This is a genomic window from Halomonas daqiaonensis (assembly GCF_900109725.1).
GTDB classification, from domain to species: domain Bacteria; phylum Pseudomonadota; class Gammaproteobacteria; order Pseudomonadales; family Halomonadaceae; genus Halomonas; species Halomonas daqiaonensis.
In genome coordinates, this window is record NZ_FOBC01000016.1 from 23,367 (window position 1) to 48,608 (window position 25,242).

The following is a 25,242-nucleotide window of genomic DNA, read 5'->3' on the forward strand; positions in this document are numbered from 1 at the left end:
CCGTGCCCGCCGACCTCCGTTGTGGCCGCTCTGTTGGCTGATTAGATCATGTGATGTCGAGTGTCAGGCCAGGGCCGTCAGCCGAGGCAGTCCCTTCAGCAAGGTGGGCCACCATTTGTCGGCGGCATCGCCGAGGTGAACCGTGATGCGCCGGGCGTGCAGCGATAACGTCGCCGCGACCTTGAGCACCTGCTCGTGCATCCGCATCAGGCTCCACCCCTGTCGGGTTTGCCTGACCAGCAGGCAACGCAGGCCATGCAGCACTTGGTAGGCACAGAGGCTCAGCAGCAGACTCACCTCGTTGCGGGCCATCACGTCCTGGACGGTGGAGGCGCCACGATCGGTCGAGGAGAGGTGCACGTCGAGCGCCGACTTCACCTCACCCATGTGGGCCTCGGCGCTACCGCGCTTGCGGTAGAGCGCCAGGACCTTCTCAGGTGGCCAGTCGAACTTGCCGAGGTTGGTAACCAGGAAGAAGGCATGCAGCAGCAGATCATCGGGGCGCTCCTGCACCACCAGCACGACGCGCCGTGGAGCTGGCCAGGAACCGGCTTGGTACTCAAGGTCATGGCACCACTCCCGAGGTTGCTCGGGCGGGCGGCCTCGAGGCCGTTTCAGGTACGGCGCCGCCAGCTTCTGGAGGCCTGAGTGACTGCGCAGCCGTCCCAGGTATTCGATGCCGCGCTCTTCCAGGGCCTCCAGCGTGTCGTTGTCGGTGAAGCCCGCATCAATGCGCACCCGAACACTGGCGCCGGTGCTCTCGTTGAGCCGACGCACCAGGTGTGGAATCCAGGTGTCGGCGTTCTCGGCCGGGCCGGCGTTGCCCTCGCGCAGCAAGCCACCGACCATGTCGCCGGTCTCGGCCAGCGAGGCGATTAGTGGCGAATAGATCCGTGCGCCGACATGACCATGGTAGGACGACCCGCCCTGATGGCCGTGGACCTCGATCGGCAAGCCGTCGATATCCAGCGTCAGGTGTTTGGGGCGTTCGCCGCCGTTCAGCGCGGTCAGTCGCCAGATCGCCAGCCGCAGAAGCCCTTCATGCAAAGTATCGATGTTGTCATTGCGACCGAGGCAGGTCAGCAACCGCGACAGCGTGGCTTGAGACGGCCGGTCCTGTGCCAATGGCGTTGTCCCCCGCGCATCGCTGCACGCCAGTTGCCAGACCGGATCGCGGCGCAGCGTGGTGGTATCGCTGAGATCGAACCAACCCATGGCCCGTTGCAGCACGACGGTACGAACTTGGTTGGCCAGCGCGTGACGGACGCACTGCGGGTCGCGACGGTCGACCAGATTGTCCTCCAGCGCATCAATGACACCGCTGCTGTCGAGGGCCTCGCGCAGCAGCAGAGCGCCGCTGTCGCTGGTGGTGCGCTGACCGCTCATCTCGACGCGGATGGACCCGTTGCAGGAGGGAGTCCAGGTAGATAAGCTTTCACCCATGGCGAGTAGTCCTCTTGAATCGTGTTCTGGCAGGAACATCTTGATTCTACAAGAGGAACTGCTCGCTATCTTTTTTATCTCAGCCCGGTGATTAAGGCGGCTATATTGCTCTATCTGTGCGTTAGCGCACAGACGGCGGTGTGCCTGCCCACCATACTTCTCATTATTGAGGCTCCCTAAAGCCTTGAAAAAGAGAGATAAACACGAAACTTGCATCCTCGCATCCTTGAAATCCTTATTTTAAACAAAAAGTCATTTTTCAATAAAACAGGACTCTCAGGATAAAATGTAATACATTGACATCCACTGAGGGCAGATCCATTTTACCGCCTCCCAAACGGCGCCCTCCTCATCTTTCGTTTTTCTTTTCATTTTTCCGCTACAACGCTATAGAAAGAATGAAGATTGCAAAGCGACACCATCTATCTCCGGTGGTCTGCATGACCGGCATGTCAGCAACCGGATTCAAAAAGTCTTTACTAGTTTAAACATAAACTAAAAAACAAGAGCCTGAGATCTCCACAGACTCTAATAAAATTAGATAGCAAACATCAAGGCGATCACGGTGATGAAAAAAATTATACCCTTTGCACTCCTGGCATTAAGCTCAGGGATTGTTGCTGCACAAGTTCCCGGCGGCGCTCTACCCAGCGCCGGTGGCCAGATTCAACAAATCCCGCCATCGCCGACAGTAGAAAGAGTGGCACCGGAAATTAATGTGCAACAGCCACAGGCGCCGGCAATGGATGCCGGCGGCAGTGCAAGGATCGAGGTCAATACACTGAAGCTGAGCGGACAGAGCCTGTTTTCCGAGAAGGAACTCCTCTCTCTCACCGGCTTCCGGCCAGGGGCACAGTTCAGCCTGGGCGAGCTACAGGCAATGGCCGCCCGAATCACCGATTTCTATCACCAGAACGGCTATTTTGTCGCGCAGGCCTACCTGCCCGCGCAGACAATCGGGAATGGTGCGGTAACGATCGCCGTGGTGGAAGGCCGCTACGGTGATGTCACCCTTCGTAACCAGAGCAATCTCTCGGATGGGCTGGCCGATGGCCTTCTCGGTGGCGTCGATACGGGTGAGGTGATCAACCGCGCCCCTCTCGAGAGCCGGCTTCTGCTGCTGTCGGACATCCCCGGGGTCAACGTGCAGTCGACCCTGGTGCCGGGCCAGTCGGTGGGAGCGGCTGACCTGATCGTCGATATCACGCCAGGACAGCGGGTAACAGGCAGTATCGATGCCGACAACGCGGGCAACTACTACACCGGCGAGGAGCGACTGGGCGGAACGATTCACATCAACAACCTGGCAGGACGAGGCGATGTGGCCAGCCTGCGCGTGCTAAGCAGTTTCGACGGCCTCGATTATGGTCGCGCCGCCTACCAGATGCAGTTTGGCAAGACGACCGCCGGCGTTGCCTACAGTCATCTCGAATATGAACTGGGCAAGGAATTCAGTGCTCTGGGTGGCGAAGGCGAGGCACAGATTACAAGTGTCTTCGGCCGTTACCCGCTGATCCGCTCACGCCAGAGCAATCTCTATGCGCAAATTGGCTACGACCACAAGACCTTCGAGGATCGATTCGATTTCCTTCCCTTGATCAGCGAAAAGAATATCGATGTGGTAACGGCGAGTCTGCATGGTGACCACCGCGATGAACTGGGTGCGGGCGGCCTGACGGCGGCTTCTGTCACCCTGCATGCCGGCGACCTCGATATCGAAACGCCTGCCGCTCGTGATGTGGATGCCATTACGGCGAGGAGCAACGGTCAATACGAGAAAGTAAGCTTGAATGTCATGCGTGTACAGCAACTCACCGACATTCTCTCTCTCTATGGATCAGTAAATGCCCAGTTCGCCTCGGGAAATCTCGATGCTTCGGAGAAGATGTCACTCGGCGGCATGTATGGCGTACGCGCCTATCCCCAGGGTGAAGCCTTTGCCGATGAAGGCTACCTGGCAACTCTGGAAGCAAGACTCCTGCTGGCGGGCCTTTCGGAGCAGGTACCTGGCAACGTACATCTCATCGGCTTTGCCGATGCAGGGACTGTCACTATCCACAAGGATCCATGGGATAACGCTGACAATGACCGCACCTTGAGCGGAGCTGGTGTGGGTGTCAACTGGATCGACCACAACAATTTTTCCGTCAAGTCCTACTACGCCCATAAGCTCGGAAATGAAGAAGCCACTTCAGCTCCGGATTCGGATGGCCAATTCTGGTTACAGCTGGTCAAGTATTTCTGATCGCTCTTCCTATACATAGGCATTTATCTAATTAACAAGACGTTCAACATACTTGGAAAACATCATGAACAGAATCTACCAATCCATCTGGAACCAGAAAATCGGCACCTTTGTCGCGGTATCCGAGTTTGCAAAGCGGGGCGGCAGGAAAATTGCCAGGGGTAGCGGTAGCGTTTCAGCGAGTGGAGTCCGCTTCACACTGAAGCCGCTGATCGCGTCAATGCTCCTGGCGGTCACCGGCAACGCCTGGGCCCTGCCGGTGGGCGGCGAGGTGTCGGCTGGCAGTGCGACAATCGGTGGCGATGCGACCGTGATGGAAATCAAGCAATCCACCCAGAATGCCGCCATCAACTGGCAGGCGTTTGATATTGCCTCGGGAGAAACGGTCAACTTTGCCCAGCCCAACAGCAGCGCAGTGGCGCTCAACCGGGTCCTGGGGTCAGATCCCTCGGCCATCATGGGCACGCTCACCGCGAACGGCAGCGTCTTCCTGATCAATCCGAACGGCGTGCTCTTCGGTCAGAATGCGTCGGTCAACGTCGGCGGCCTGGTGGCCTCGACATTGGCCATCAGCGACAGCGACTTCATGGCCGGTCGCTACAATTTCGCGGGCACGGGAGATGGCAGCATCGTCAACCAGGGCACGATCAATGCCGACGGCGGTTATGTCGCCCTTCTCGGAGCCGATGTCAGTAACCAGGGCACCCTCCAGGCCAATCTTGGCACCGTGGCACTGGCGGCGGGTGACGCCATCACCCTCGACGTGGCGGGCGACGGCTTGCTGAATGTGGCCGTCAACCAGGGCGCGCTGGATGCACTGGTGCAGAACGGTGGGATGATCCAGGCCGATGGCGGCAAGGTCCTGATGACCGCTCAGTCGGCGGGCGAGTTGTTCCAGTCAACGGTCAACAACACCGGGGAGATCCGCGCCCAGAGCATCGAAAACCGCAATGGCACCATCATGCTGACGGGTGACATGCAGAGCGGCACCCTGAACCTTGGGGGCAGCCTTGATGTGTCCGGCTCCGAGGCCGGGGAAACCGGGGGTAGCGTCACCGCAACGGCCCATCATGTCGGCCTCTATGATGCGGTGGTTGATGCGTCCGGCGATGCCGGCGGTGGCAGCGTATTGATCGGCGGCGGCTACCAGGGCAAGGATGCCGCTGTGCCGAACGCCAGCGCGACCTATATGAGCGCCGATTCAAGCATCTACGCCGACGCCATCACCACGGGTGACGGCGGCACGGCAGTGCTCTGGGCGGACGATTCGACGCGCGCCTACGGCAGCATCAGCGCGCGCGGCGGTGCGCAATCCGGTGACGGCGGCCTGATCGAGACCTCCGGTGGCTGGTTGGACGTCTCGGGTATCAGGATCGATACCCGCGCACCCAATGGAAGCCTGGGCATGTGGTTGCTCGACCCGGCGGATATCACCATCTCCGATGCGGCTACCTCGGGCGCGACCGAAACCGGCAATGTCTTCGCCCCGGATGACGGGGTCAATGCGGCCAATATCAATGTTGCCGATCTGGTCACCGGCCTGGGCAGCAGCAATATCACCGTGACGACGGAAAACAGCGGTGCCAGCGGTAGTGGCAATGGTGATATCACAGTTATGAACTTCGTCACCTGGGAAGACCCGACAACGCTGACCTTCAATGCCGATCGCGACATCAACATCGACGCGGCGGTTACCGGTACTTTAGGTAGCCTGGTGGCAAATGCCGGGCGCGATGTAAACGTTGACGCGGCCGTCACCACCACCACCGGCAACCTGAGTTTCATCGCCGACGATGACGTCAATATCAATGCGGCAACGACCATAACCACCGGCGACCTCACCGCGCTTGCCGGCCAAGATGTAAATGTAGGGGCAGCGATTTCGGTAACAACCGGTGATGTCATTCTGATTGCCGACAACGACGGTACCGGACCGGGCGCCATTCTCGGCGGCACCGTAGACATTACCTGTGCCGATTGCATCACCATCACTGACCCTGACAGCACCCTGGTCCTGCGTTTCAACCCCGAAAGTTATGCCACCACAGAAGCCGAAATTCTCGCTTATGAGCTGGCCCTGGTTGACGCCGGCGGAAGCCTAGATGCCAAAGCATGGGTATTCGGGCAGGGTGAAGACAAGGTCTACGACGGCTTGCGCGACGCGACCGTCAGTGGCTTCGAGCCCGATATCACCTCTGCGCAACCACCCGTTACGCTGGGTACGACAAGCAACGCTCTCTTCGATACCAAGGATGTGGGCACCGAAAAACCGATTACCTATGAAACCAGCTTTAGCGACCCCGTGTATGATCTCTTTGCCCCCTACAATGACGACGGCACCCCGCCTGCGGCTGGAACCTATTTCACCCGGGCGGATATCACGCCGGCACCCCTGACCATCACGGCCAATGACGGCTCCAAGGTCTTCGGGGAAACCTACCCGCTGTCACGCCAGGCCTTTACCTCGGTCGGGCTGGTGAATGCAGAGACGGTGACCGGTGTCACCCTGACAAGCCCCGGGGCGGTCGCCACGGCCAGTGTGGATGGCAGCCCTTATGCGATTACTCCCGCGGATGCGACGGGTGGCACTTTCAGTCCAGGCAACTATAAAATCAATTACGTTAACGGCGCCCTCTTCGTTAGCTCCACTTCTGTCGGTCCGGGAGCAGCAACGCCCGTCTATCCGACTCCCGTCTACCGGACTCCCGTCTACCCGACGCCCGTCTACCCGACTTCCGGCTACCCTGATCCCGTCTATCCGACTCCCGGTTACCTGACGCCCGTCTACCTTGCTCCGGTGTATCCGACTTACGGCGACTCGGATCAGGAATCCACCACACAGACAATGGAAGGGCTGGAGCTGACCTTCGCCACGGCCGCCATCACTATGCCGACATCGCAGTTGGACCGGGTAGATCTGCTACAGGAAGACGATCTCGTGACATCGCCCAGCGATGCCTATGTGGCGCCAGTTTATGCGCCCAAGCAGGACCGCTTCTGAACCTGAAACAGTGAGTGAGGCAAGCTGCTACCAGCGCTGTCATGGCGCTGGTGGTAGTTCTGCATGATGTCAAAACGGATCACCGCCTTTGGAGGCATGCCCTTGATTACCAGGAAAACACTATGTCTAGGGTGGCTGATCCTTGCCTTTATCGCCCCGCAAGTCGCTCAGGCAAATTCCTACGACCAGTTGGATTCAATATCTCGATACGCCCTCGAACATACATCGATTCAAGTGAATAACACCATCAACTGGATCATGGACTCGCAGGATAATCTCGACATGCCGTTCATGATTATCGACAAGCAGGAGGCGAAGGTCTTCATGTTCGATGCACAAGGCCAGCTCCAGGGGGAGGCCTCCGCCTTGCTGGGTATGGCCGTGGGAGATGATTCCGTTCCAGGCATTGGTGAACGAGCCCTGGCTAGCATTCCGCCGGACGAGCGCACGACGCCGGCGGGCCGCTTCGTGTCCTCGCTGGGGCGCAACCTCAAGGGCGGCGAGATACTCTGGCTGGATTATGAAGACGCCCTTTCCCTTCACCCGGTCGTCGCCGGCACTCCCAGTGAGCGCCGGGAGGAGCGACTGGCGTCACCCGATGTACAGGACAAACGGATTTCCTATGGCTGCATCAATGTACCGAAAACGTTCTATACCACCCTGGTAAGCCCGGCGTTCAAACACTCCAATGGCGTCGTCTATGTGCTGCCTGAAACTCGCTCGAATCATGCCGTCTTTGCCTCCTACTACGAGGTAATGTGATCCGATCCTGGAAGAGGCAGCATATCGAGGGTGGATACCGCCATACAGGCTACCGAAGAGGGGTGAGTGACAGCCCTGCCCGCCGGCAGTAGGCTTGGCGAAACGAATGTGCCCAGTGTAACCGCTGCGGTGCCAGCCGCCGACCTCTCGGGAGTCACCGCCACGACATGGATGCCATCGCCCTGGGGCCCGTCCTGATCCCGCTACCCCGCCTCTATGCCTTTTTTGCCGCCTTGTTTCTGCTGGCTGCCAGCGCCTTCCTACTTGGCCTGCCCCGGGGCCGCCATGCCCGCTGGTTCAACGGCCTGCTGCTGGCCTGGCTGATCGGCGCCCGCCTGGGGCATGGTCTGATGAATCTGGACGCCTATGCCGAGGCACCGCTGGACATCTTCAAGCTCTGGCAGCCCGGCTACCATGGCCTCTGGGGGCTGCTGGCCGCGCTGGGCTGGACCGCCTGGTCGCTGCGCGACCGGCTGGGGGCGATGCTGGGCGGCATGGGACTGGTGCTGGGTGCCTCGCTGCTGTGGCTGACGCTGGTCACCCTGGCCCCGCTAAGTGATGGCATGGCGCTGCGCGAGTTGCCCGACCTCGCCCTGGAGAACCTCGAGGGCGAGGAGATCAACCTGCAGTCGCTGTCCGATGAACGGGTGGTGGTCAACCTCTGGGCCACCTGGTGCCCGCCCTGCCTTCGCGAGATGCCGCTGCTGGCCGAGGCCGACGCCCGCGAAGGTGTCACCGTGGTGATCGTCAACCAGGGCGAGGAACTGCTTCAGGTGGTGCGCTATCTCGACGAGCAGGGGCTCGATTTCGATCATGCCCTGCTCGACCCGCGCCAGCGGCTGATGGTGCTTGCCGAGTCGCCGGGCCTGCCCACCACCCTGCTGTTCGACGACGAGGGCCGCGCCCTGGAGCAGCATGTGGGGGAGCTCACCCGCGCCCAACTCTCGACATGGCTGGACGATCGCTGACCGACACGAGTGCTTAAGCCGCGCCGGGCTTTGCTGTAAGATACCGCGCCCTGTCGCCGCCGGGCCGGGTGTGGCCAGCGGCACCGAACCGATCCCAAGCATCCCCGAGGCACCATGAGCGACTTCTCTCCCGGCCAGCGCTGGATCAGCGACGGCGAGGCCGAACTCGGCCTGGGCACCATCCTCAACGTCGATGCCCGCAGCGTCACCGTGCTCTTCGGCGCCAGCCAGGAAACCCGCACCTACAGCAGCCGCAATGCTCCCCTGACCCGGGTGGCCTTCGGCAGCGGCGATCGCATCGAGTCCGCCGAAGGCTGGCAGATGACCGTCGACGACAGCAAGGAGGTCGGCGGCCTGATCGTCTACATCGGCGAGGATGAGACCGGAGAGCTGTGCGAGCTTCCCGAGGCGCGGCTCGCCGACAGCATGCAGTTCGATCAGGCCCGAGACCGCCTGCTCACCGGCCAGGTCGATCGCAACGACTGGTTCGACCTGCGCTTTCGCACCCTGCACCACTTCCATCGCATCGAGCAGAACCCGGCGCTCGGCCTGGCCGGCCCGCGCATCGACCTGATCCCTCACCAGCTCTACATCGCCGACGAGGTGGCCAGGCGCCACGCGCCGCGGGTGCTGCTGGCCGACGAGGTAGGGCTGGGCAAGACCATCGAGGCGGGACTGATCCTGCATCGCCTGCTACTCACCGGCCGCGCCGAGCGAGCGCTGATCCTGGTGCCGGCGAGTCTGACCCACCAGTGGCTGGTGGAGCTGCTGCGCCGCTTCGCCCTCGAGGTCACCCTGCTCGACGAGCAACAGAGCGAGGCCCATGGCGAGACCAACCCCTTCGAGGCCGGCCAACTGGTGCTGGCCAGTCAGGACTGGCTGTTTGCCAACCCCCAGCGCCAGCAGCAAGCTCAGGCCTGCGACTGGGACTTGCTGATCGTCGACGAGGCCCACCACCTGGACTGGCGCCCGGAGCAGAGCGGCCCCGGCTATGCCTCCGTGGGGCGCCTGGCTTCCCAGACGCCCGGCATCCTGCTGCTCACCGCCACCCCGGAGCAGATGGGCCTCACCAGCCACTTCGCCCGACTGCGCCTGCTCGACCCCGACCGCTACCACAGCCTCGAGGCCTTCCGCGAGGAGGAGCAGCACTATGTGGAGGTCGCCGAGGCGATCGATGCCCTGGAGCGCCTGCCGGGAGAGGACACCGACCGCTCGCGGGTCGCCGCGGTGATCGCCGAAGCCGACAGCCTGGCCCTGCTCGATACCCTGGCCGACCCCGAGCGCGGCGACGACCAGCACGCCGCCGCACGAGACCAGCTACGCGACCAGCTGCTGGACCGCCACGGCACCGGCCGGGTGATGTTCCGCAATAGTCGTCGTCATGTGGGCGGCTTTCCTGAGCGCCGCTTGCATATCGCCGAGCTCGAGGCGCCCTCCTCCTATCGCCGGGTACTGCGCCGGCTGGAGCGCGACGAGGACTACCTGGACGAGCTACTGATCGAGACCGGGATGGGCCATCCCGAGGTGTTGATCTATCCGGACGCCATGTACCGAGTGCTGACCGTCGATCCTCTCAACACCGAGCCCTGGTGGCAGTTCGATCCACGCGTGACCTGGCTGCTGGAGCGCCTCGCCGACGATGGCGAGGGCGGCTTCGCCGATGACAAGGTGCTGGTGATCGCCCATGACCGCCAGACCGCCCTGGGCCTGGCCGAGGGGCTGCGGGTCCTCGGCGGCTACCAGGCCCCGGTGTTCCACGAGGGACTCTCGCTGGTGGAGCGCGATCGCGCCGCGGCGGCCTTCGCCGACCCGGAGGAGGGCTGTCAGGTGCTGGTCTGCTCGGAGATCGGCTCCGAAGGGCGCAACTTCCAGTTCTGCCGCCATCTGGTGATGTTCGACCTGCCGCTGCACCCCGACCAGTTGGAGCAGCGCATCGGCAGGCTCGACCGCATCGGCCAGCGCCACGCCATCGAGATGCATGTGCCGGTGTTCACCGGCAGCCCCGGCGAGAAGCTGCTGCGCTGGTACCACCAGGGCATGGACGCCTTCAACACGCCCCATGGCCTGGGCAGCGAGATCCATGCCGCCTTCGGCGACGCCTTGGCCGAGAGCCTGCTCGACGACGAGAGCCTCGAGGAGGTCATCGCGGAGACCCGGGCGCTGTTCGAGGTGCGCCTGGCCGAGCGCGACGCCGGCCGCAACCGACTGCTCGAGCTCAACGCCTGCCGCCACGATCGGGCCGATGCGGTCATCGAGGCGATCCGCGAGCTCGACGCCGACAAGGCCCTGACCCGCTACCTGGACCAGGCGCTGGATATCTTCGGCGTCGACAGCCAGGAGCTGGGCGGCGGCATCCTGCACCTGCAGCCGAGCCCACAGATGCTCGAGGGCCTACCCGGCCTGGTGAAGGGCGAGGAGGGCTTCTCGGCCACCTTCTCCCGCTCGCGGGCTCTGGCCCGAGACGACGTCCAGCGCCTCTCCTGGGAGCATCCGCTGCTGCGCGAGATGATGGGACGTATCCTCGACGGCCCCATGGGCAATACCGCTCTGGCCCTGCTCAAGCACCCGGCGATTCCTGCCGGCCGCCTGATGGTCGAGCTGGTCTTTCGTACCCACTGCCCGGCGCCGAAGCGCCTGCATCTCAACCGCTTCCTGCCGCCCACTGCAGTGCGGGTGTTGCTCGACGAGTCCGGCGCCAACCTGACCGCGAAGATCTCCTTCACCGGCCTTTCGAAGGCGGTGAAGAAGGTCAAGAAGGCGGTGGCCCGGGACCTGATCAAGAGCCGTCATGATCAACTGCGCGAGCTGCTCGACGGGGCCGAGGCAGAGGCCGAGCGGGAGCTGCCGAGCATCATCGAGGCCGCCCAGATGCGCATGCGCACGGAGCTGGATACCGAGCTAAGCCGACTCGAGGCGCTCTCGCGGCTCAACCCGGCGGTGCGCACCGACGAGCTTGAGGCGCTGCGCAACGAGCGCACCGAGCTGGACACCGCCATCGAGGGCGCTCGGCTGCGCCTGGACGCGGTACGGGTTATCGTGACGGTGGGAGAGGAAACCCGCTAACTCAGGATATCGGCCAGGGCGGCTTCCAGGGTCTCGAACTTGAACTCGAAACCGGCCTCGAGCAACCGGGCCGGGCGCATGTCGGCGCCGGTGAGCAGTAGCCGCGACATCTCGCCGAAGGCGGTCTCGAGGGCAATGGCCGGCACCGGCATCAGGGCGGGGCGCCCCAGCTGCTTCGCCAGGGTGCGGGTGAACTCGGCGTTGGTGACGGGATGGGGCGCACTGCCGTTGAAGGGGCCTTCCAGATCGTCACGTTCAAGCAGGAACATAATCGCCCTGACCAGGTCCTCACGGTGGACCCAAGGCATGAACTGTTTGCCGTCGCCGAAGCGACCGCCCAGCCCCATCTTGAAGGGCGGGAGCATCTTCTGCAGGCTACCGCCGCCGACATCGAGCACCAGGCCGATGCGCACCACCGCCACGCGGACGCCGAAGTCCGTCGCCTTGCGGGCGGTGTCTTCCCAGCGCTTGCAGAGGCGGTGGGCAAACTCGTCGTGAGGCGGCGTCTCTTCGGTGACCTCATGATCGCCCTGGTCGCCGTAGTAGCCCATGGCCGAGGCCGAAACCATCACCTGCGGCGTGCGGCCCTGGCTGGCCTGAAGCTGCTCGCAGAGCACCACCAGGTCCCGAGTGATGTTGACTCGGGAGTCGATCAGACGCTTCTTCTGGTCATCGCTCCAGCGCTTAGCGGCTATCGGCTCGCCGGCCAGGTTGACGATGGCATCCGGCGGGGTGTCGACGAAATCCAGCACCGAACGACGAATGTCGCTGCCCTCAGGGAGGCGGTCGCGAACCTGCTCCGGCTCCCGCGACACCACCAGCACGCGATGCCCGGCCTCCTTCAGTCGACGGCAGAGCCGCTGCCCGACGAAACCACTGCCGCCTGTGATCAGCACTCGCATCCGGAATCCCTCCCCATGCCATTAAGACAAGCCACCGTGAGTTATACAGCCGTTGTACACTTCTGCTAGTCTAGCCATGAAAGCCGTTGACTGCACGAGATGACCATGCCCCAGCCTTCCGTTTCTACCGCCATCATCGGCGCCGGTATCGCCGGCCTCGCCTGCGGCCAGGCCCTGCATTCTGCTGGCCTGGCGGTGCGCCTCTTCGACAAGGGCCGCGGCCCCGGAGGACGCATGTCCAGCCGCCATCTGCCGGGCGCCGTGGTCGATCTTGGCGCCCAGTTCTTCAGCGTACGCGACCCGGCCTTCAGGCGCAGGGTGACCGGCTGGCAGGAAGCAGGCCATGTCGATCTCTGGCCCGACGCCTTCTGGCAGGTGACCGAGACGGGCTGGAAGCGCCACCGGGACAACGTCGAACGCTTCATCGGTACCCCGCGCATGAGTGCCGTGACTCGCCGACTGGCCGAAGGACTCGAGGTCGTGACTGGCACGCGGATCGAGCGCCTCGAAGAGCAAGCGGGGCAGTGGTGGCTGGTGGACCAGCACCAGCAGCGCCACGGCCCCTTCGCGCAGGTAGTGATCGCCACACCCACGCCCCAGGCCGCGGCGCTGCTGGCCGAACACGAGCCGGCCCTGGCGGAGACCTGCGAGGCGGTGATCCAGCGACCCTGCTGGACCGCCTGGGCATGCTTCGATAGCCCCTTGCCGTCCCTGCCGGGGGTCGATGACGACTGGCAAGCGGTGCGCCTGGACCCCGGCCATGACCGGGCCGCCGACCCGCTGCGCTTCGTCACCCGCAACGACCACAAGCCCGGCCGCCACGGCCAGGGCGAGAGCCTCAGCCTGCTGGCACGACTGGAGTGGAGCGAGGCCCACCGGGAGCAAGAGGCCGAGGCCGTGGCTCGGCAGCTTCTCGACGCCTTCCGCGAGCGCCTGCCGCAGGGTGTCACGCTGCCCGAGCCCAGCGATCTGGGTGCCCACCTCTGGCGCTACGCCCAGCCGGACGTCTTCGCCGCGGGCGAGGCCGTCAACCTCGACTACCGTCGCTCGTCCTCAGGGCTGGCGCTGTGCGGCGACGGCTGGCGCGGGCCGCGGGTCGAGGATGCCTGGCTTTCCGGCCATCACCTCGGCGAGGCCCTGGCGGTCGACGCCCCCTGATCCATCGCGACTGGAGACTTCCATGTCCTATGCCCAGATCCTGCTCGCCTACGGCTCCAGCGACCCGAAATGGCGAGCTCCCTTCGACCACTTCGCAGAGCAGGCAAGGGAGTGGGCACGCTCATGAATGACCAGGCAAGGCGCCCGGCCGACACGCCCCTATATCCGATCCGTGAGGTCTCCCGGCTGACGGGGGTGAACTCCGTCACCCTGCGCGCCTGGGAGCGACGCTACGGCCTGATCAAGCCGCAGCGGACCCCCAAGGGCCACCGCCTCTACGCCCGCGAGGACATCGAGCGCGTCGAACGCATCCTGCAGTGGCTGAATCGCGGGGTGCCGGTCAGCCAGGTCCGCGAACTGCTCGACCAGCCAGAGACCGTGGAGACGCCGGCACCAGCAGCCGGCGATTGGCCGGGCCAGCGTCGCCTGCTGGTCAGTGCCGTGCAGGCCCTGGACCTCACGCGCCTGGAAGAGCTGTTCAACCAGTCGCTGGCGCTCTACCCGGTGCCGACCTGCCTGGCCGAGCTCTGGCAGCCGGTGGTCCGCCAGCTCGAGGAGGGCTGGGGGGAACAGCTCGGCGACACGCTGCAGCGCCGCACTCTAGAGACCTTCCTGCGCACCCGCATCGGTACCCGGCTGCTGCATGCCAACCCGATGGGCAGGGGCCCGACGCTGCTGGTCGTACCCCTGCCCGATGACCCCGCCCCGCTGTGGGTGCTGCTCACGGCGCTGGCCGCCAGCGACCGCGGCTACCGGGTACACCTCTTCGATGCCCCGCTTCCCTGCAACGAACTGCCACTGGCGGTGGAGCGCTTCCAGGCGATGGCCTTGCTGCTGGCCAGCGGCAAGGCGGAGAAGGCCGAGCTGGTGCGGCGCCAACTGCCACGCCTGGCCGATCAGCTCGAGGTGCCGCTGATGGCCTGCGGCCCCATGGCCCGCATCCGCGAGACCGACCTGGAGGAGACCCGCGTGGAACTGCTGGGCGATGACCTCTGCGAAGCCATGGAGCGCCTCCAGGCCCGCCTTCCCGTCCGCTGAATCGGAGCCGCCCATGACCTACCCCGTGATCGTCTGGTTCCGCAGTGACCTGCGCATTCACGACAACACCGCCCTGGCCGCGGCCGACCGCCAGGGCCCCGTAATCGCCGTGTTCCTGCGCAGCCTTCCCCACTGGCAGCGCCACGGCCACGGCGCCAACAAGCTCGATTTCTGGGGCCGCGGGGTGGCCGCCCTGGGCGATAGCCTGAGCGGCCTGGGGATCCCGCTGCTGCACCACGACATCGACGACTTCGCCGAGGCCCCGGCGACCCTGCTGGACATCGCCCGGGAGACAGGTGCCGCCGCCCTGCACTTCAACCGCGAATACCCGGTGGACGAACTGGCCCGTGACGCCGCAGTGATCGATGCCTTCGCAGAGGCGGGCCTCACCGCCACCGGCCACCACGACGCCGTGGCCTTCGCACCCGGCGAGTTGCTCACCGGCAAGGGCGACTACTACGGCGTATTCACGCCCTTCGCCAAGGCCTGGCATCGCCAGCTGACGTCGGAGCGAATCGCCCTGCATGACACCCTCCCGCCCCAGGCGCGGCGCAGCATCACCTCCAACCCATTGCCCGAGCTCCCCGAACTGGATGACACGCCCATCGACGGCCGCCAGTGGCCGGCAGGCGAAGGGCCCGCCGCCGACCGCCTGGAGCGCTTCCTGCGCTTCCGCGGGCGACACTATGCCGAGCAGCGTGACTTTCCGGCGATCCGCGGCACCAGCGAGCTCTCGCCCTACCTGGCGCTGGGCATGATCTCCCACCGCCAGTGCCTGCAGGCAGTGATGGCCGAAAACGACGGCGCACTGGCCGAGGGCGACGCCGGGCTCACGGCCTGGGTCAACGAACTGGTGTGGCGGGAGTACTACCGTCACGTGGCTGTCGGCTTCCCGCGAGTGTGTCGCCATCGCCCTTTTCAGCGCCATACCGAGCAGCTTGCCTGGCGCGACGACGAGGCCGGCTTCAATGCCTGGTGCGAAGGGCGCACCGGCTACCCCATCGTCGATGCCGCCATGCGCCAGCTCATCACCACCGGCTGGATGCATAACCGTTTGAGGATGGTCACCGCCATGTTCCTCAGCAAACACCTGCTGATCGATTGGCGACGCGGCGAGGCCTTCTTTTTACGTCATCTAGTGGACGGCGAGTTCTGCGCCAACAACGGCGGCTGGCAGTGGGCCGCCTCCACCGGTACCGACGCCGCACCCTACTTCCGCATCTTCAATCCCACGACCCAGTCGATACGCTTCGACCCCGACGGCCGTTTCCTCGCCGAGTGGCTGCCGGAATTAGCCGAGCTGCCGGCGAAGGCGCGTCATGCACCTCCCAAGGACCTGCTGGGTGACGTCGACTACCCGCCCCCCATCGTCGACCACCGCGCCGCCCGGGCCCGCGCCCTGGAAGCCTTCAAGGCCCTGAACAAGGACTGACACCCCCATCTGACACGGGAGACCCTGCCATGCGCCAGGCACCTGACCTGGAGGCCTTTTGCGCCTTCTTCAATAATCTAGACAAGACCTGTACAAAAAAGCTGTACGAGGTATACACTGACGACGTGGATTTCACCGACCCACTGCACCACATCAAGGGCCGCGAGGCGCTGGAAGGCTACTTCCACACCCTGTACGACAACGTGACATCGTGCCGCTTCATCTTCCACGAGACCCTGCAGCGGCACGATACGGCATTCATCACCTGGACGATGCACTTGGTGCATCCCCGCCTCGATGGCGGCCGCGAGATAGACGTCGAGGGCTGCTCGCACCTCGCTTTCGCGGAGGATGGCCGAGTTGTCAGGCACCGCGACTATTTCGACGCCGGCGCGCTGCTCTACGAGCGGTTGCCCCTGCTAGGGAGCGCGATACGGCTGGTGAAGCGACAACTGGGCCGCTGACGGCCACCGAGAACGGGGAGAGACCATGACCACAGCGAGCGACAGGCAACGCATCTGGCTGACCGGCGCCACCTCGGGCATCGGCCGTGCCCTGGCCGAACGACTGCTCGACGAGGGCCACCGGGTGGCGCTCAGTGCCCGCAGCGAGTCGGCGCTCAGTGAGCTTACCGCCGGGCGCGACAATGCCCTGATGCTGCCCCTTGACGTGGCCGACCGCCAGGCCGTGCATCAGGCCGGCGAGCGGCTGAATGAAGAATTCGGCGGCCTGGACCTGGTGATCCTCAATGCCGGGACCTGCGAGTACCTGGACGCCCGCGAGTTCGATGTCGACCTCGTCGAACGGGTCTTCGCCCCCAACTTCTTCGGTGCCGTCTACGGCGTCGAGGCCGCCCTGCCACTGCTGCGCCAGGCCCGTGCCGAGGGCAGGCGGCCGCTGCTGGCCGCCACCTCCAGCGCCGCGGCCTACCTGCCGCTGCCCCGGGCCGAGGCCTATGGTGCCTCCAAGGCCGCACTGAGCCACTTCCTGGAGTCTCTGCGCCTCGACCTGGACGCTGAGGGCATCGACGTGAGCCTGATCCATCCTGGCTTCGTCAAGACCCCGCTGACCGACCGCAACGATTTCGCCATGCCCATGCGGGTGAGCGTCGACGAGGCCGCCACGGCGATCCTCCAAGGCCTCGCCAAGCGCCGCCTGGATATTAACTTCCCGCGACGCTTCACGCTGCTGGTGCGGCTGGCGGGCATCCTGCCCCCGGACCTGCGCCGCCGCCTGGGCTTGCAAATGGCTCGCCAGGACACCGCTCCAGAGACCCGCTCATGAATGCCTCGCTCACTCCGCTCCACCCGCTGCGCGAGACCGCCCAACGGAGCGCCACCCGACGGAATGCCGCCCAGCGGAGCGCCGCCCGGCGCATTGCCGTGATTGGCAGCGGCATCGGCGGCATGTCGGCCGCCTGGTACCTGTCGAGCCGGCACGAGGTGACGCTGTTCGAGGCCGCCGACCGTCTGGGCGGCCATACCGCCACCGTGGATGTGGAGCTCGAGGGGCGCCACTACGCCATCGATACCGGCTTTATCGTCTTCAATGATTGGACCTATCCACATTTCCAGCGCCTGCTGGCGAGGCTCGGCGTGGCCAGCCAGCCCACGGAGATGAGCTTCTCGGTGCACGAGACGGCCCGCGACTTTGAATACAATGGCCATACCCTCTCTAGCCTTTTCGCTCAGCGCCGCAACCTTCTACGACCCAGCTTTCATCGCCTGCTGAGCGACATCCTGCGCTTCAATAGCGAAGCGACCCGAGCGCTGGAGGACGGCCGGCTCGACCCCGCCATGACGCTGGGCGCCTGGCTCGACGTCAACGGCTTCGGTGGCGACTTCCAGCACCACTACCTGCTGCCCATGGGCGCGGCGATCTGGTCGGCCAGCATTCGCGACTTGCGCGACTTCCCGCTGCTGTTCTTCGTGCGCTTCTTCCGCCATCACGGCCTGCTGTCGGTCAGCGACCGGCCCCAGTGGCACACCCTGGTAGGCGGCTCACGCAGCTACATCCCGGCGCTGACCGCGCCCTATGCCGGTCGCCTTCACCTGGCCACCCCGGTGTGCGGCATCCGCCGCCATGCTGATCGGGTCGAGGTACGCACCGCGGGCGGCATAGAGGCTTTCGACCAGGTGGTGCTGGCCTGCCACGCCGACCAGGCACTGGCGATGCTCGACGACCCGAGCACCGCCGAACGCGAGATCCTCGGCGCCCTGCCCTATGCCGACAATGAGGTGGTGCTGCACACCGACACCCGGTTGCTGCCGCGCCGCCGGCGTGCCTGGGCGAGCTGGAACTACCGGCTCGATGGCCGCGGTGACGATGCCGGGGTCTCGGTGACCTACAACATGAACATCCTGCAGCGCATCAGCGCCCCGCAGACCTTCTGCGTAACCCTCAACGACAGCGCTGCCATCGATCCCGCCAAGGTGCTGGGCCGCTACACTTACGCCCATCCCCAGTTCACCCTGGCCGGCCAGGCGGCCCAGGCCCGCCACGCCGAAATCTCCGGGCCGGAGCACCGTACCCACTTCTGCGGCGCCTACTGGCGCAATGGCTTCCACGAGGACGGCGTCTGGAGTGCCCTGCGCGTGGCCCAAGCCCTGGGCTGTGACGAGGACGACAGCCGCGAGGCGCAACCGGCCATGCCGGCATCGGCCGCCGAGGAGCGTGTGGCATGATCCGCTTGCCGCGCTCGCGCATCTATCGGGGCACCCTGCGCCACCGGCGCTTCGTGCCACGCCATCACGCCTTCGAGTACCGTGTCTGGATGGCCTGGCTCGACCTCGACGAGTTGCCAGAATTGTTCGACGGCGTACCCGGCTTCAGCGCCCGGCGCCCGGCCCTGGCCCGCTTTCGCCGCGAGGACTATCTGGGCCCACAAGACCGCCCCCTCAAGCAGGCGGTGCGCGAGGAACTGGAGCGCCAGTTGGGCAGCGCCCCCGACGGTCGCATCTGCGTGCTGACCCAGTTGCGCACCCTCGGGCTTGGCTTCAACCCGGTATCTCTCTACTACGCCTACAACGCCCGTGGCGAGCTGCGCGCCATGCTCGGCGAGGTGAGCAACACGCCCTGGGGAGAACGCACCCGCTATGCCTGCACCGTGGCGCCTCGCCGCCATGGCCATGTCGCCGAATTCGACAAGGCGATGCACGTCTCGCCCTTCAACCCCATGGACATGACCTACCGTTGGCGCTTCGATAGCCCCGGTGATTCCCTGTCGATGCACATGGAGAACTGGAAAGATGGCGAACGCCACTTCGACGCCACCTTGACCCTGCAGGCCCGCCCCGCCACCCGCGGCGTGCTGCTGGCCACCCTGGCCCGCCAGCCCTGGATGAGCCTGAAGACCCTCGCCGGCATCCACCTCGAAGCGCTGCGGCTCTGGCTCAAGCGCATTCCCGTCCATGACCATCCCGGCCAGAACCACCCTTCCCGTGAGGAGAGCTCGTCGTGAACACCCTTCGCTCCGCTACTGCTCGCCCCCTACCCCCTGAGGGCGACCGGCTGACCCGCTGGCTCAAGCCCCGGGTACTGGCCCAGCTCGACCGCCTTGAAGGTGGCGACATCACCCTGATCGACGGCCACCAGCGCCACCACCTGGGCCAGGGGGGGCCGCTGCGGACCACCCTGGTAGTCCGCCACGGCCGGGCGTGGAAGCGTCTGGCACTGGGCGGCACCGTGGGCGCCGCCGAGGCCTACATGGAGGGCGACTGGGATGCCGACGACCCGGTGGCACTGGTAAGGCTGTTCGCCGCCAACCTGGAGCGGGTCAACGGCGAGATCGAGACCGGCACCGCCCGCCTCGGACGTTGGCTGCTCGGCGTCCTCTATGGCCTGCAGCGCAACAGCCTGCGTGGGTCGAAGCACAACATCGCCGCCCACTACGATATAGGCAACGCGCTGTTCGCCACCTTCCTCGACCACGAGCACCGCATGTACTCCAGCGCCGTTTTCCCCCATCCCGAAGCGAGCCTGGAGGAGGCCTCAACCCACAAGCTCGACCTGATGCTCGACAAGCTCGATGTCCAGCCCCATCACCGCCTGCTGGAGATCGGCACCGGCTGGGGCGGGTTGGCCATCCATGCGGCGAAGACCCGCGGCTGCCACGTGACAACCACCACCATCTCCGCGGAACAGCACGCCTTCACGGCCCGGCGCATCGAGGAGGAGGGGTTGGGCGAGCGCATCACCCTGCTACAGCAGGACTACCGCGAGCTGGAGGGCAAGTATGACCGACTGATCTCGGTGGAGATGATCGAGGCGGTGGGTCACCAGTACCTGGGCACCTATCTGGCGACCCTGGACAGACTGCTCACCGACGACGGCCAGGCGATGCTGCAGGCGATCACTATCCGAGACCAGCGCTACGAGGTCGCCAAGCATGAGATGGACTTCATCAAGCGCTATATCTTCCCAGGGGGCTTCCTGCCATCACACTGCGCCATCCTCGACGGCCTGACACGCCACACCTCGCTGAATGTCGTCGACCTGGACGAGATCGGCCTGCACTACGCCCGCACCCTGCGCGAGTGGCGACATCGCTTCGAGGCCAGCCTGGAGACCGTGAGCCGGCTCGGTTACGACGAGCGCTTCATCCGCATGTGGCGCTACTACCTCTGCTACTGCGAGGGCGGCTTCCTGGAGCGCACCATCGGTACCTGTCAGCTGCTGCTGGCCAAGCCAGACGCACGACCGACGCCGCTCACCGGGGCGGCGTGATCCACGATGGCTACGCAACCCGACAGTCTCGTGAAGCTGCTCGCCAACCTGGCCGCCTTCCAAGCCGGCTGGTTCGCCTGCATATTGGGCGGCTCGCGGGTCGGCCTGCTGGTGGCTGCAATGATCATCACCCTGCACCTGGCCTGGCTGGCGCGACCTGGTGAGTGGCGTTGGCTGGTGGGCTTTGCCGCGCTGGGGCTGGTGGTCGACGGCAGCCTGACGCTGGCCGGCGGCTTTGATTTCGCTGACGGGACGCGGGTTCTCGGCGTGATGCCGATGTGGCTATGGCTGCTCTGGCCACTGTTCGCCACCCTGATACACCACTCATTGGCCTGGCTATGGCGAACCCCCTGGCTGGCCGTGCTCGGCGGTGCCACCAGCGGGCCGCTCTCCTACTATGGCGGCGCGCACCTCGCGGGCGTCGAGCTCGCCCCCTGGCTGCTGCCCGCCGAGGCCTTCGCCTGGGCGCTGATCTGTTTCGCCCTAAGCGGACGCTTCAGCAAAACTCTTACCCTTGATAATCTGTCCCGCTGAGATCTGCTCCCGCCACTGAGCCTCCAGTCGCGCTGCGGGCAGCGGCCTGGCATAGAAAAAGCCCTGCACCTGGGCGCATCCCTGGGCGCGCAGATAATCGCGCTGAGCCTCGGTCTCGACCCCTTCCGCGATCACTTCCAGTTCAAGCCCTCTCGCCATGGCCAGCACGGCACAGACGATGGCTGCATCGGCTTGGTCGTCGGGCAATGCCTGAATGAACGCTCGATCGAGCTTGAGCTTGTCGAGCGGAAGATGCTTGAGATATCCAAGCGAGGAATAGCCGGTACCGAAATCATCGATGGCGACGTGGTGACCCTGCCGGCGCAGTTTTTCCAGCCGTGGGGCGATGTCACCCGCGCGTTCGTCGAGCAGCACAGACTCGGTCAACTCCAGCCCCAAAAGCCGAGGCGGCACGCGGTGACGTGCAAGCCCGGAGGCCAGAGCCGTCTCCAGGTCACCCTGAAACAGCTGCATGGCCGAGATGTTGATCCACACCACTACCTCCGGCATGCCCTTGCTCTGCCAGTGAGAGAGCTGTGCAAGGGCCTGGTCGATCACCCAGTCTCCCAGCGTCGCCATCAAGCCATGCCGTTCGGCCAGGGGGATGAAGTCGCCGGGAGAGACCATGCCATCACGCGGATGCTGCCATCGCAGCAAGGCCTCCAGCCCGACGAGGCTGTCATCCTCCAGTCGATACTGAGGCTGGTAATGCAACTCCAACTGACCACCCACGGCCAGGGCATTGCGAAGGTCGTTGAGCATGCCAAGCTGCGGGCTATCCTGGACATCCAGCGATGGCCGGAAGCGCTGACTGTGATTGCGGCCGTTACGCTTGGCGCTGTAGAGGGCCGACTCCAGACGCTGGAAGAGCACACCGGACTCGCGGCCATCTTCGGGTGAGCGGCAGCTGCCGATGGTCAGCCCCAGCCGAAGGCTGTGCTGGTCAATCTCGAAGGGTTGCCCCAAATGGTTCTGCAGGCCCTTGATCCAGTTGTCATGATCGTCATGTGTCGTGGTAGAAATCACCATGAACTCATCACCTCCCAGACGGCCGACGACACCACCGGCAACCTGTCTGGCCAGCCGTTGCCCGAAGTGAGCGAGCAGCCGGTCGCCGAGCTCAACCCCGATACCGTCGTTGATCTCCTTGAAGCCGTCGATATCGATCAGCGCCATGTCCAGGCTCTCGCCCGCCCGCAGGTGCCGGAGCCGGGACTCCAGCAGGTCGTGCAGTCGCCGGCGGTTGGGCAGGCCGGTTAGCGGGTCCTCGAAGCCTATCCTCTGCAGGTCTCGCTCGCGGGCCTTGTGAATGGAAATTTCGGTAGACAGGCAGACATGATGGGTGACGCGGCCCGACTCGTCCGAGACGACACGGGCACGAAGCCATTCGGGATACTCGTCGCCCTGCTTGCGGCGGTTCCATACCTCCCCTTCCCAGCGTCCTGTGGCCTTCAGGGTCTGCCAGTAATTCTCGAAGAACGCCTTGTCATGTCGTGGCGCGGAAAGCGAGCTGGCATTAGTGCCGCGGACCTCGTCCAGGGTATAGCCGGTAATGCGGGTGAAGGCCGGGTTGACGGTGACGATGCGGTTGGACGCATCGGTGATGATGACGCCTTCTTCCGACAGGGAGAGCGCCGCTTCGCCGAGGCGTGCCCGCTGGTGCTCCAGTCGGATCTGGCGCCAGGCATCCATAATGCCGAGGGCCACCAGAGCCGCCGCGGCCAGGCGCAGCGGGATACCGGGCAGCCAGATACTGGCCGAGAAGGCCGAGAGCGCCACCCAGAGCATGGGTCGATTGAGAGAGAAGTCTGGCCACACGGTATCTGACGCTCCATCGGTGAAGAGTGTCATGCCTGTGCATGAACGGATCGTTACTGTCTTATCGGCAATGACGTGCAAAGCTGAACCCCACGCCGCGGGTATCGTCGCTTGGCGGTCGGCGGACGACAACCCAGGGTCTATGCTCGGATGCTCCGCCTGAGACGTTATCCCATTCACATCCTCCCTGGGCGGGCGAGGCATCACGCCACGCAGAAAACCCGGTTGGCGTGCATTCATCGTGTGTGGACAGTAGACTAGGCACAGCCGCCCGGCGGCCCCAGGCCGCTTTCGGCACACAATAATCTCGACTCTCGGAACGATTCAGTGACCAAGCAACACTCCTTTGATCGCGAAGAACTGCTGGCCTGCTCACGCGGCGAGCTGTTCGGTCCGGGCAATGCCCAGTTGCCGGCCCCCAACATGCTGATGCTCGATCGCATCATGCACATCCACGAAGAAGGCGGGGATCACGGCAAGGGCGAGCTGATCGCCGAGCTGGATATTCACCCCGACCTGTGGTTCTTCGACTGCCACTTCCCCGGCGATCCGGTGATGCCCGGCTGTCTGGGCCTGGATGCCATGTGGCAACTGGTGGGATTCTACCTCGGCTGGCTTGGCCATCCCGGCCGCGGCCGCGCCCTGGGCTGCGGCGAAGTCAAGTTCAGCGGCCAGATCCTGCCCGATGCCCAGAAGGTTACCTACCGCATCAACATCAAGCGCATCATCACCCGGCGCTTGATCTTGGGCATGGCCGACGGCACCGTTTCCGTCGACGGCCGCGACATCTACCAGGCCAACGACCTGCGCGTCGGCCTGTTCACCTCCACCGCGAATTTCTGAACAGGAGGCTCCCATGCGACGAGTGGTAGTCACCGGCTTGGGCATCGTGTCCTGCCTAGGCAATGACGCACAACAGGTTCTCGAGGCGCTCAGGAACGGGCGCTCGGGCATTCGTTTCAAGGAAGACTACGCCGAGCGAGGTTTCCGCAGCCAGGTGGCCGGCAGCGTCGACATCGACCTGGATCCCCTGATCGACCGCAAGCTGCTGCGCTTCATGGGCGACGCCGCCGCCTATGCCTACGTCGCCATGGCCCAGGCCATCGAGGACGCGGGGCTGGCACCGGATCAGGTCTCCAACGAGCGGACAGGGCTGATCGCCGGCTCGGGCGGTGCCTCGAGTGCCAATCAGGTCGAGGCGGCTGATGTCATGCGCGAGAAGGGCCTGCGCCGTGTGGGCCCCTACCGGGTCACCCGCACCATGGGCAGCACCGTCTCGGCCTGCCTGGCGACCCCGTTTAGGATCAAGGGGGTGAACTATTCCATCTCCTCGGCCTGCGCCACTTCGGCCCACTGCATCGGCAGCGCCGTGGAGCAGATCCAGTTGGGCAAGCAGGACGTGGTCTTCGCCGGCGGCGGCGAGGAAGAGCACTGGACCCTCTCCTGCCTGTTCGATGCCATGGGGGCGCTCTCGACCCACTACAACGACACTCCCGAGAAGGCCTCGCGGCCCTATGACCAGGCCCGCGACGGCTTCGTCATTGCCGGCGGTGGCGGCATGCTGGTGCTCGAGGAGCTCGAGCACGCCAGGGCCCGCGGCGCGAAGATCTATGCCGAGGTGACCGGCTACGGCGCCACCTCCGACGGGCACGACATGGTCGCACCCTCCGGCGAAGGGGCAATGCGCTGCATGCGCCAGGCCATGGCCACCGTCGATGGCAAGATCGACTACATCAACACCCATGGCACCTCGACGCCGGTGGGCGACGTGGCCGAACTCAAGGCAATCCGCGAGGTCTTCGGCAACTCTACACCGGCGATGAGCTCCACCAAGTCGCTGACCGGACACTCCCTGGGGGCCACAGGGGTGCAGGAGGCGATCTATTCGCTGCTGATGATGGAGAACGACTTCATCGCCGCCTCCGCCAACGTCGAGACACTGGACGAGCAGGCCGACGGCTTCGATATCGTCACCCAGCGCCGCGACGGCGTGAAGGTCGAGCGGGTGCTCTCCAACAGCTTCGGCTTCGGCGGCACCAACGCCTGCCTGGTGCTGGAGAAGTACCGCGACTGATCTACAGCGATCAGGCCGTAACGTAAGTAACGCAAGAGGCGCCCCGATAGGGCGCCTCTTGCGTTACGGGAGCCGTCGG

At 64.7% G+C, this 25,242-nt stretch carries 19 protein-coding genes; 16 read left to right on the forward strand and 3 right to left on the reverse strand.

Features of this window, described 5'->3' with window-relative positions; genetic code table 11:
• Nucleotides 1–63: 63 nt before the first annotated feature.
• The gene (locus BMY30_RS12815) at nucleotides 64–1,482 is read right to left on the reverse strand and encodes an IS1380 family transposase (RefSeq protein WP_089714331.1); all 1,419 of its coding nucleotides are present in this window, start codon (nucleotides 1,480–1,482) and stop codon (nucleotides 64–66) included.
• Nucleotides 1,483–2,011: 529 nt separating this feature from the next.
• Here BMY30_RS12815 and BMY30_RS12820 point away from each other — a divergent pair.
• The 5 genes from BMY30_RS12820 to rapA all read left to right on the forward strand — a co-directional run bounded on the left by BMY30_RS12820 (nucleotide 2,012) and on the right by rapA (nucleotide 11,482).
• Nucleotides 2,012–3,688 (forward strand): ShlB/FhaC/HecB family hemolysin secretion/activation protein, encoded by a 1,677-nt coding sequence (locus tag BMY30_RS12820; protein WP_089714333.1) that lies wholly within the window; start codon nucleotides 2,012–2,014, stop codon nucleotides 3,686–3,688.
• Nucleotides 3,689–3,752: 64 nt separating this feature from the next.
• Nucleotides 3,753–6,689 (forward strand): two-partner secretion domain-containing protein, encoded by a 2,937-nt coding sequence (locus BMY30_RS12825; RefSeq protein ID WP_089714335.1) that lies wholly within the window; start codon nucleotides 3,753–3,755, stop codon nucleotides 6,687–6,689.
• A gap of 63 nt (nucleotides 6,690–6,752) precedes the next feature.
• On the forward strand, nucleotides 6,753–7,451 hold the full coding sequence (locus BMY30_RS12830) for a hypothetical protein (protein ID WP_211607326.1): 699 nt from the start codon (nucleotides 6,753–6,755) through the stop codon (nucleotides 7,449–7,451).
• Between the two features lie 167 nt (nucleotides 7,452–7,618).
• Complete coding sequence (locus BMY30_RS12835) at nucleotides 7,619–8,419, forward strand: TlpA family protein disulfide reductase (RefSeq protein WP_089714337.1); 801 nt, start codon at nucleotides 7,619–7,621, stop codon at nucleotides 8,417–8,419.
• Between the two features lie 114 nt (nucleotides 8,420–8,533).
• Nucleotides 8,534–11,482, forward strand: coding sequence for an RNA polymerase-associated protein RapA (gene rapA, locus BMY30_RS12840; RefSeq protein ID WP_089714340.1), 2,949 nt, complete (start codon nucleotides 8,534–8,536; stop codon nucleotides 11,480–11,482).
• Here rapA and BMY30_RS12845 read toward each other — a convergent pair.
• Complete coding sequence (locus BMY30_RS12845; RefSeq protein ID WP_089714342.1) at nucleotides 11,479–12,384, reverse strand: TIGR01777 family oxidoreductase; 906 nt, start codon at nucleotides 12,382–12,384, stop codon at nucleotides 11,479–11,481. The two genes, rapA and BMY30_RS12845, sit on opposite strands and share 4 nt — an antisense overlap.
• Nucleotides 12,385–12,489: 105 nt before the next feature.
• Here BMY30_RS12845 and BMY30_RS12850 point away from each other — a divergent pair, with 105 nt between their 5' ends.
• The 9 genes from BMY30_RS12850 to BMY30_RS12890 all read left to right on the forward strand — a co-directional run bounded on the left by BMY30_RS12850 (nucleotide 12,490) and on the right by BMY30_RS12890 (nucleotide 21,271).
• The gene (locus BMY30_RS12850; protein ID WP_244516204.1) at nucleotides 12,490–13,542 is read left to right on the forward strand and encodes an NAD(P)/FAD-dependent oxidoreductase; all 1,053 of its coding nucleotides are present in this window, start codon (nucleotides 12,490–12,492) and stop codon (nucleotides 13,540–13,542) included.
• 123 nt (nucleotides 13,543–13,665) lie between these two features.
• A complete protein-coding gene (locus BMY30_RS12855) occupies nucleotides 13,666–14,580 on the forward strand; it encodes a MerR family transcriptional regulator (RefSeq protein ID WP_089714346.1) in 915 nt (304 codons plus the stop codon).
• Between the two features lie 13 nt (nucleotides 14,581–14,593).
• Complete coding sequence (gene phrB / locus BMY30_RS12860) at nucleotides 14,594–16,012, forward strand: deoxyribodipyrimidine photo-lyase (protein WP_089714348.1); 1,419 nt, start codon at nucleotides 14,594–14,596, stop codon at nucleotides 16,010–16,012.
• Nucleotides 16,013–16,041: 29 nt separating this feature from the next.
• The gene (locus tag BMY30_RS12865) at nucleotides 16,042–16,476 is read left to right on the forward strand and encodes a nuclear transport factor 2 family protein (RefSeq protein WP_089714350.1); all 435 of its coding nucleotides are present in this window, start codon (nucleotides 16,042–16,044) and stop codon (nucleotides 16,474–16,476) included.
• A 25-nt stretch (nucleotides 16,477–16,501) separates the two neighbouring features.
• The gene (locus BMY30_RS12870) at nucleotides 16,502–17,296 is read left to right on the forward strand and encodes an SDR family NAD(P)-dependent oxidoreductase (protein WP_089714352.1); all 795 of its coding nucleotides are present in this window, start codon (nucleotides 16,502–16,504) and stop codon (nucleotides 17,294–17,296) included.
• Nucleotides 17,293–18,696, forward strand: a complete 1,404-nt coding sequence (locus BMY30_RS12875; protein WP_089714354.1) for an NAD(P)/FAD-dependent oxidoreductase — start codon at nucleotides 17,293–17,295, stop codon at nucleotides 18,694–18,696. Before BMY30_RS12870 ends, BMY30_RS12875 begins: the two co-directional genes overlap by 4 nt.
• Nucleotides 18,693–19,472, forward strand: a complete 780-nt coding sequence (locus BMY30_RS12880) for a DUF1365 domain-containing protein (RefSeq protein WP_089714356.1) — start codon at nucleotides 18,693–18,695, stop codon at nucleotides 19,470–19,472. Before BMY30_RS12875 ends, BMY30_RS12880 begins: the two co-directional genes overlap by 4 nt.
• Nucleotides 19,469–20,737, forward strand: coding sequence for an SAM-dependent methyltransferase (locus BMY30_RS12885; RefSeq protein WP_089714358.1), 1,269 nt, complete (start codon nucleotides 19,469–19,471; stop codon nucleotides 20,735–20,737). Before BMY30_RS12880 ends, BMY30_RS12885 begins: the two co-directional genes overlap by 4 nt.
• A gap of 6 nt (nucleotides 20,738–20,743) precedes the next feature.
• Nucleotides 20,744–21,271 (forward strand): DUF2878 domain-containing protein, encoded by a 528-nt coding sequence (locus tag BMY30_RS12890; RefSeq protein WP_089714360.1) that lies wholly within the window; start codon nucleotides 20,744–20,746, stop codon nucleotides 21,269–21,271.
• Here the strand turns inward: BMY30_RS12890 and BMY30_RS12895 are convergent.
• Nucleotides 21,221–23,089 carry a putative bifunctional diguanylate cyclase/phosphodiesterase gene (locus tag BMY30_RS12895; protein ID WP_089714362.1) on the reverse strand — a complete coding sequence of 623 codons (1,869 nt, stop codon included), beginning with the start codon at nucleotides 23,087–23,089 and terminating at the stop codon, nucleotides 21,221–21,223. The two genes, BMY30_RS12890 and BMY30_RS12895, sit on opposite strands and share 51 nt — an antisense overlap.
• Before the next feature lie 327 nt (nucleotides 23,090–23,416).
• Here BMY30_RS12895 and fabA point away from each other — a divergent pair, with 327 nt between their 5' ends.
• Nucleotides 23,417–23,932, forward strand: coding sequence for a 3-hydroxyacyl-[acyl-carrier-protein] dehydratase FabA (gene fabA / locus BMY30_RS12900; RefSeq protein ID WP_040183089.1), 516 nt, complete (start codon nucleotides 23,417–23,419; stop codon nucleotides 23,930–23,932).
• Between the two features lie 13 nt (nucleotides 23,933–23,945).
• The gene (fabB, locus tag BMY30_RS12905; protein WP_089714364.1) at nucleotides 23,946–25,163 is read left to right on the forward strand and encodes a beta-ketoacyl-ACP synthase I; all 1,218 of its coding nucleotides are present in this window, start codon (nucleotides 23,946–23,948) and stop codon (nucleotides 25,161–25,163) included.
• Nucleotides 25,164–25,242: the final 79 nt, after the last annotated feature.

What these genes read in the sequence shown, in the direction of transcription:
- BMY30_RS12815 (WP_089714331.1), bottom strand. Translation starts at nt 1,482, where the DNA reads ATGTTCCTGCCAGAACACGATTCAAGAGGACTACTCGCCATGGGTGAA.
- BMY30_RS12820 (WP_089714333.1), top strand. Translation starts at nt 2,012, where the DNA reads ATGAAAAAAATTATACCCTTTGCACTCCTGGCATTAAGCTCAGGGATT.
- BMY30_RS12825 (WP_089714335.1), top strand. Translation starts at nt 3,753, where the DNA reads ATGAACAGAATCTACCAATCCATCTGGAACCAGAAAATCGGCACCTTT.
- BMY30_RS12830 (WP_211607326.1), top strand. Translation starts at nt 6,753, where the DNA reads ATGATGTCAAAACGGATCACCGCCTTTGGAGGCATGCCCTTGATTACC.
- BMY30_RS12835 (WP_089714337.1), top strand. Translation starts at nt 7,619, where the DNA reads ATGGATGCCATCGCCCTGGGGCCCGTCCTGATCCCGCTACCCCGCCTC.
- rapA (WP_089714340.1), top strand. Translation starts at nt 8,534, where the DNA reads ATGAGCGACTTCTCTCCCGGCCAGCGCTGGATCAGCGACGGCGAGGCC.
- BMY30_RS12845 (WP_089714342.1), bottom strand. Translation starts at nt 12,384, where the DNA reads ATGCGAGTGCTGATCACAGGCGGCAGTGGTTTCGTCGGGCAGCGGCTC.
- BMY30_RS12850 (WP_244516204.1), top strand. Translation starts at nt 12,490, where the DNA reads ATGCCCCAGCCTTCCGTTTCTACCGCCATCATCGGCGCCGGTATCGCC.
- BMY30_RS12855 (WP_089714346.1), top strand. Translation starts at nt 13,666, where the DNA reads ATGAATGACCAGGCAAGGCGCCCGGCCGACACGCCCCTATATCCGATC.
- phrB (WP_089714348.1), top strand. Translation starts at nt 14,594, where the DNA reads ATGACCTACCCCGTGATCGTCTGGTTCCGCAGTGACCTGCGCATTCAC.
- BMY30_RS12865 (WP_089714350.1), top strand. Translation starts at nt 16,042, where the DNA reads ATGCGCCAGGCACCTGACCTGGAGGCCTTTTGCGCCTTCTTCAATAAT.
- BMY30_RS12870 (WP_089714352.1), top strand. Translation starts at nt 16,502, where the DNA reads ATGACCACAGCGAGCGACAGGCAACGCATCTGGCTGACCGGCGCCACC.
- BMY30_RS12875 (WP_089714354.1), top strand. Translation starts at nt 17,293, where the DNA reads ATGAATGCCTCGCTCACTCCGCTCCACCCGCTGCGCGAGACCGCCCAA.
- BMY30_RS12880 (WP_089714356.1), top strand. Translation starts at nt 18,693, where the DNA reads ATGATCCGCTTGCCGCGCTCGCGCATCTATCGGGGCACCCTGCGCCAC.
- BMY30_RS12890 (WP_089714360.1), top strand. Translation starts at nt 20,744, where the DNA reads ATGGCTACGCAACCCGACAGTCTCGTGAAGCTGCTCGCCAACCTGGCC.
- fabB (WP_089714364.1), top strand. Translation starts at nt 23,946, where the DNA reads ATGCGACGAGTGGTAGTCACCGGCTTGGGCATCGTGTCCTGCCTAGGC.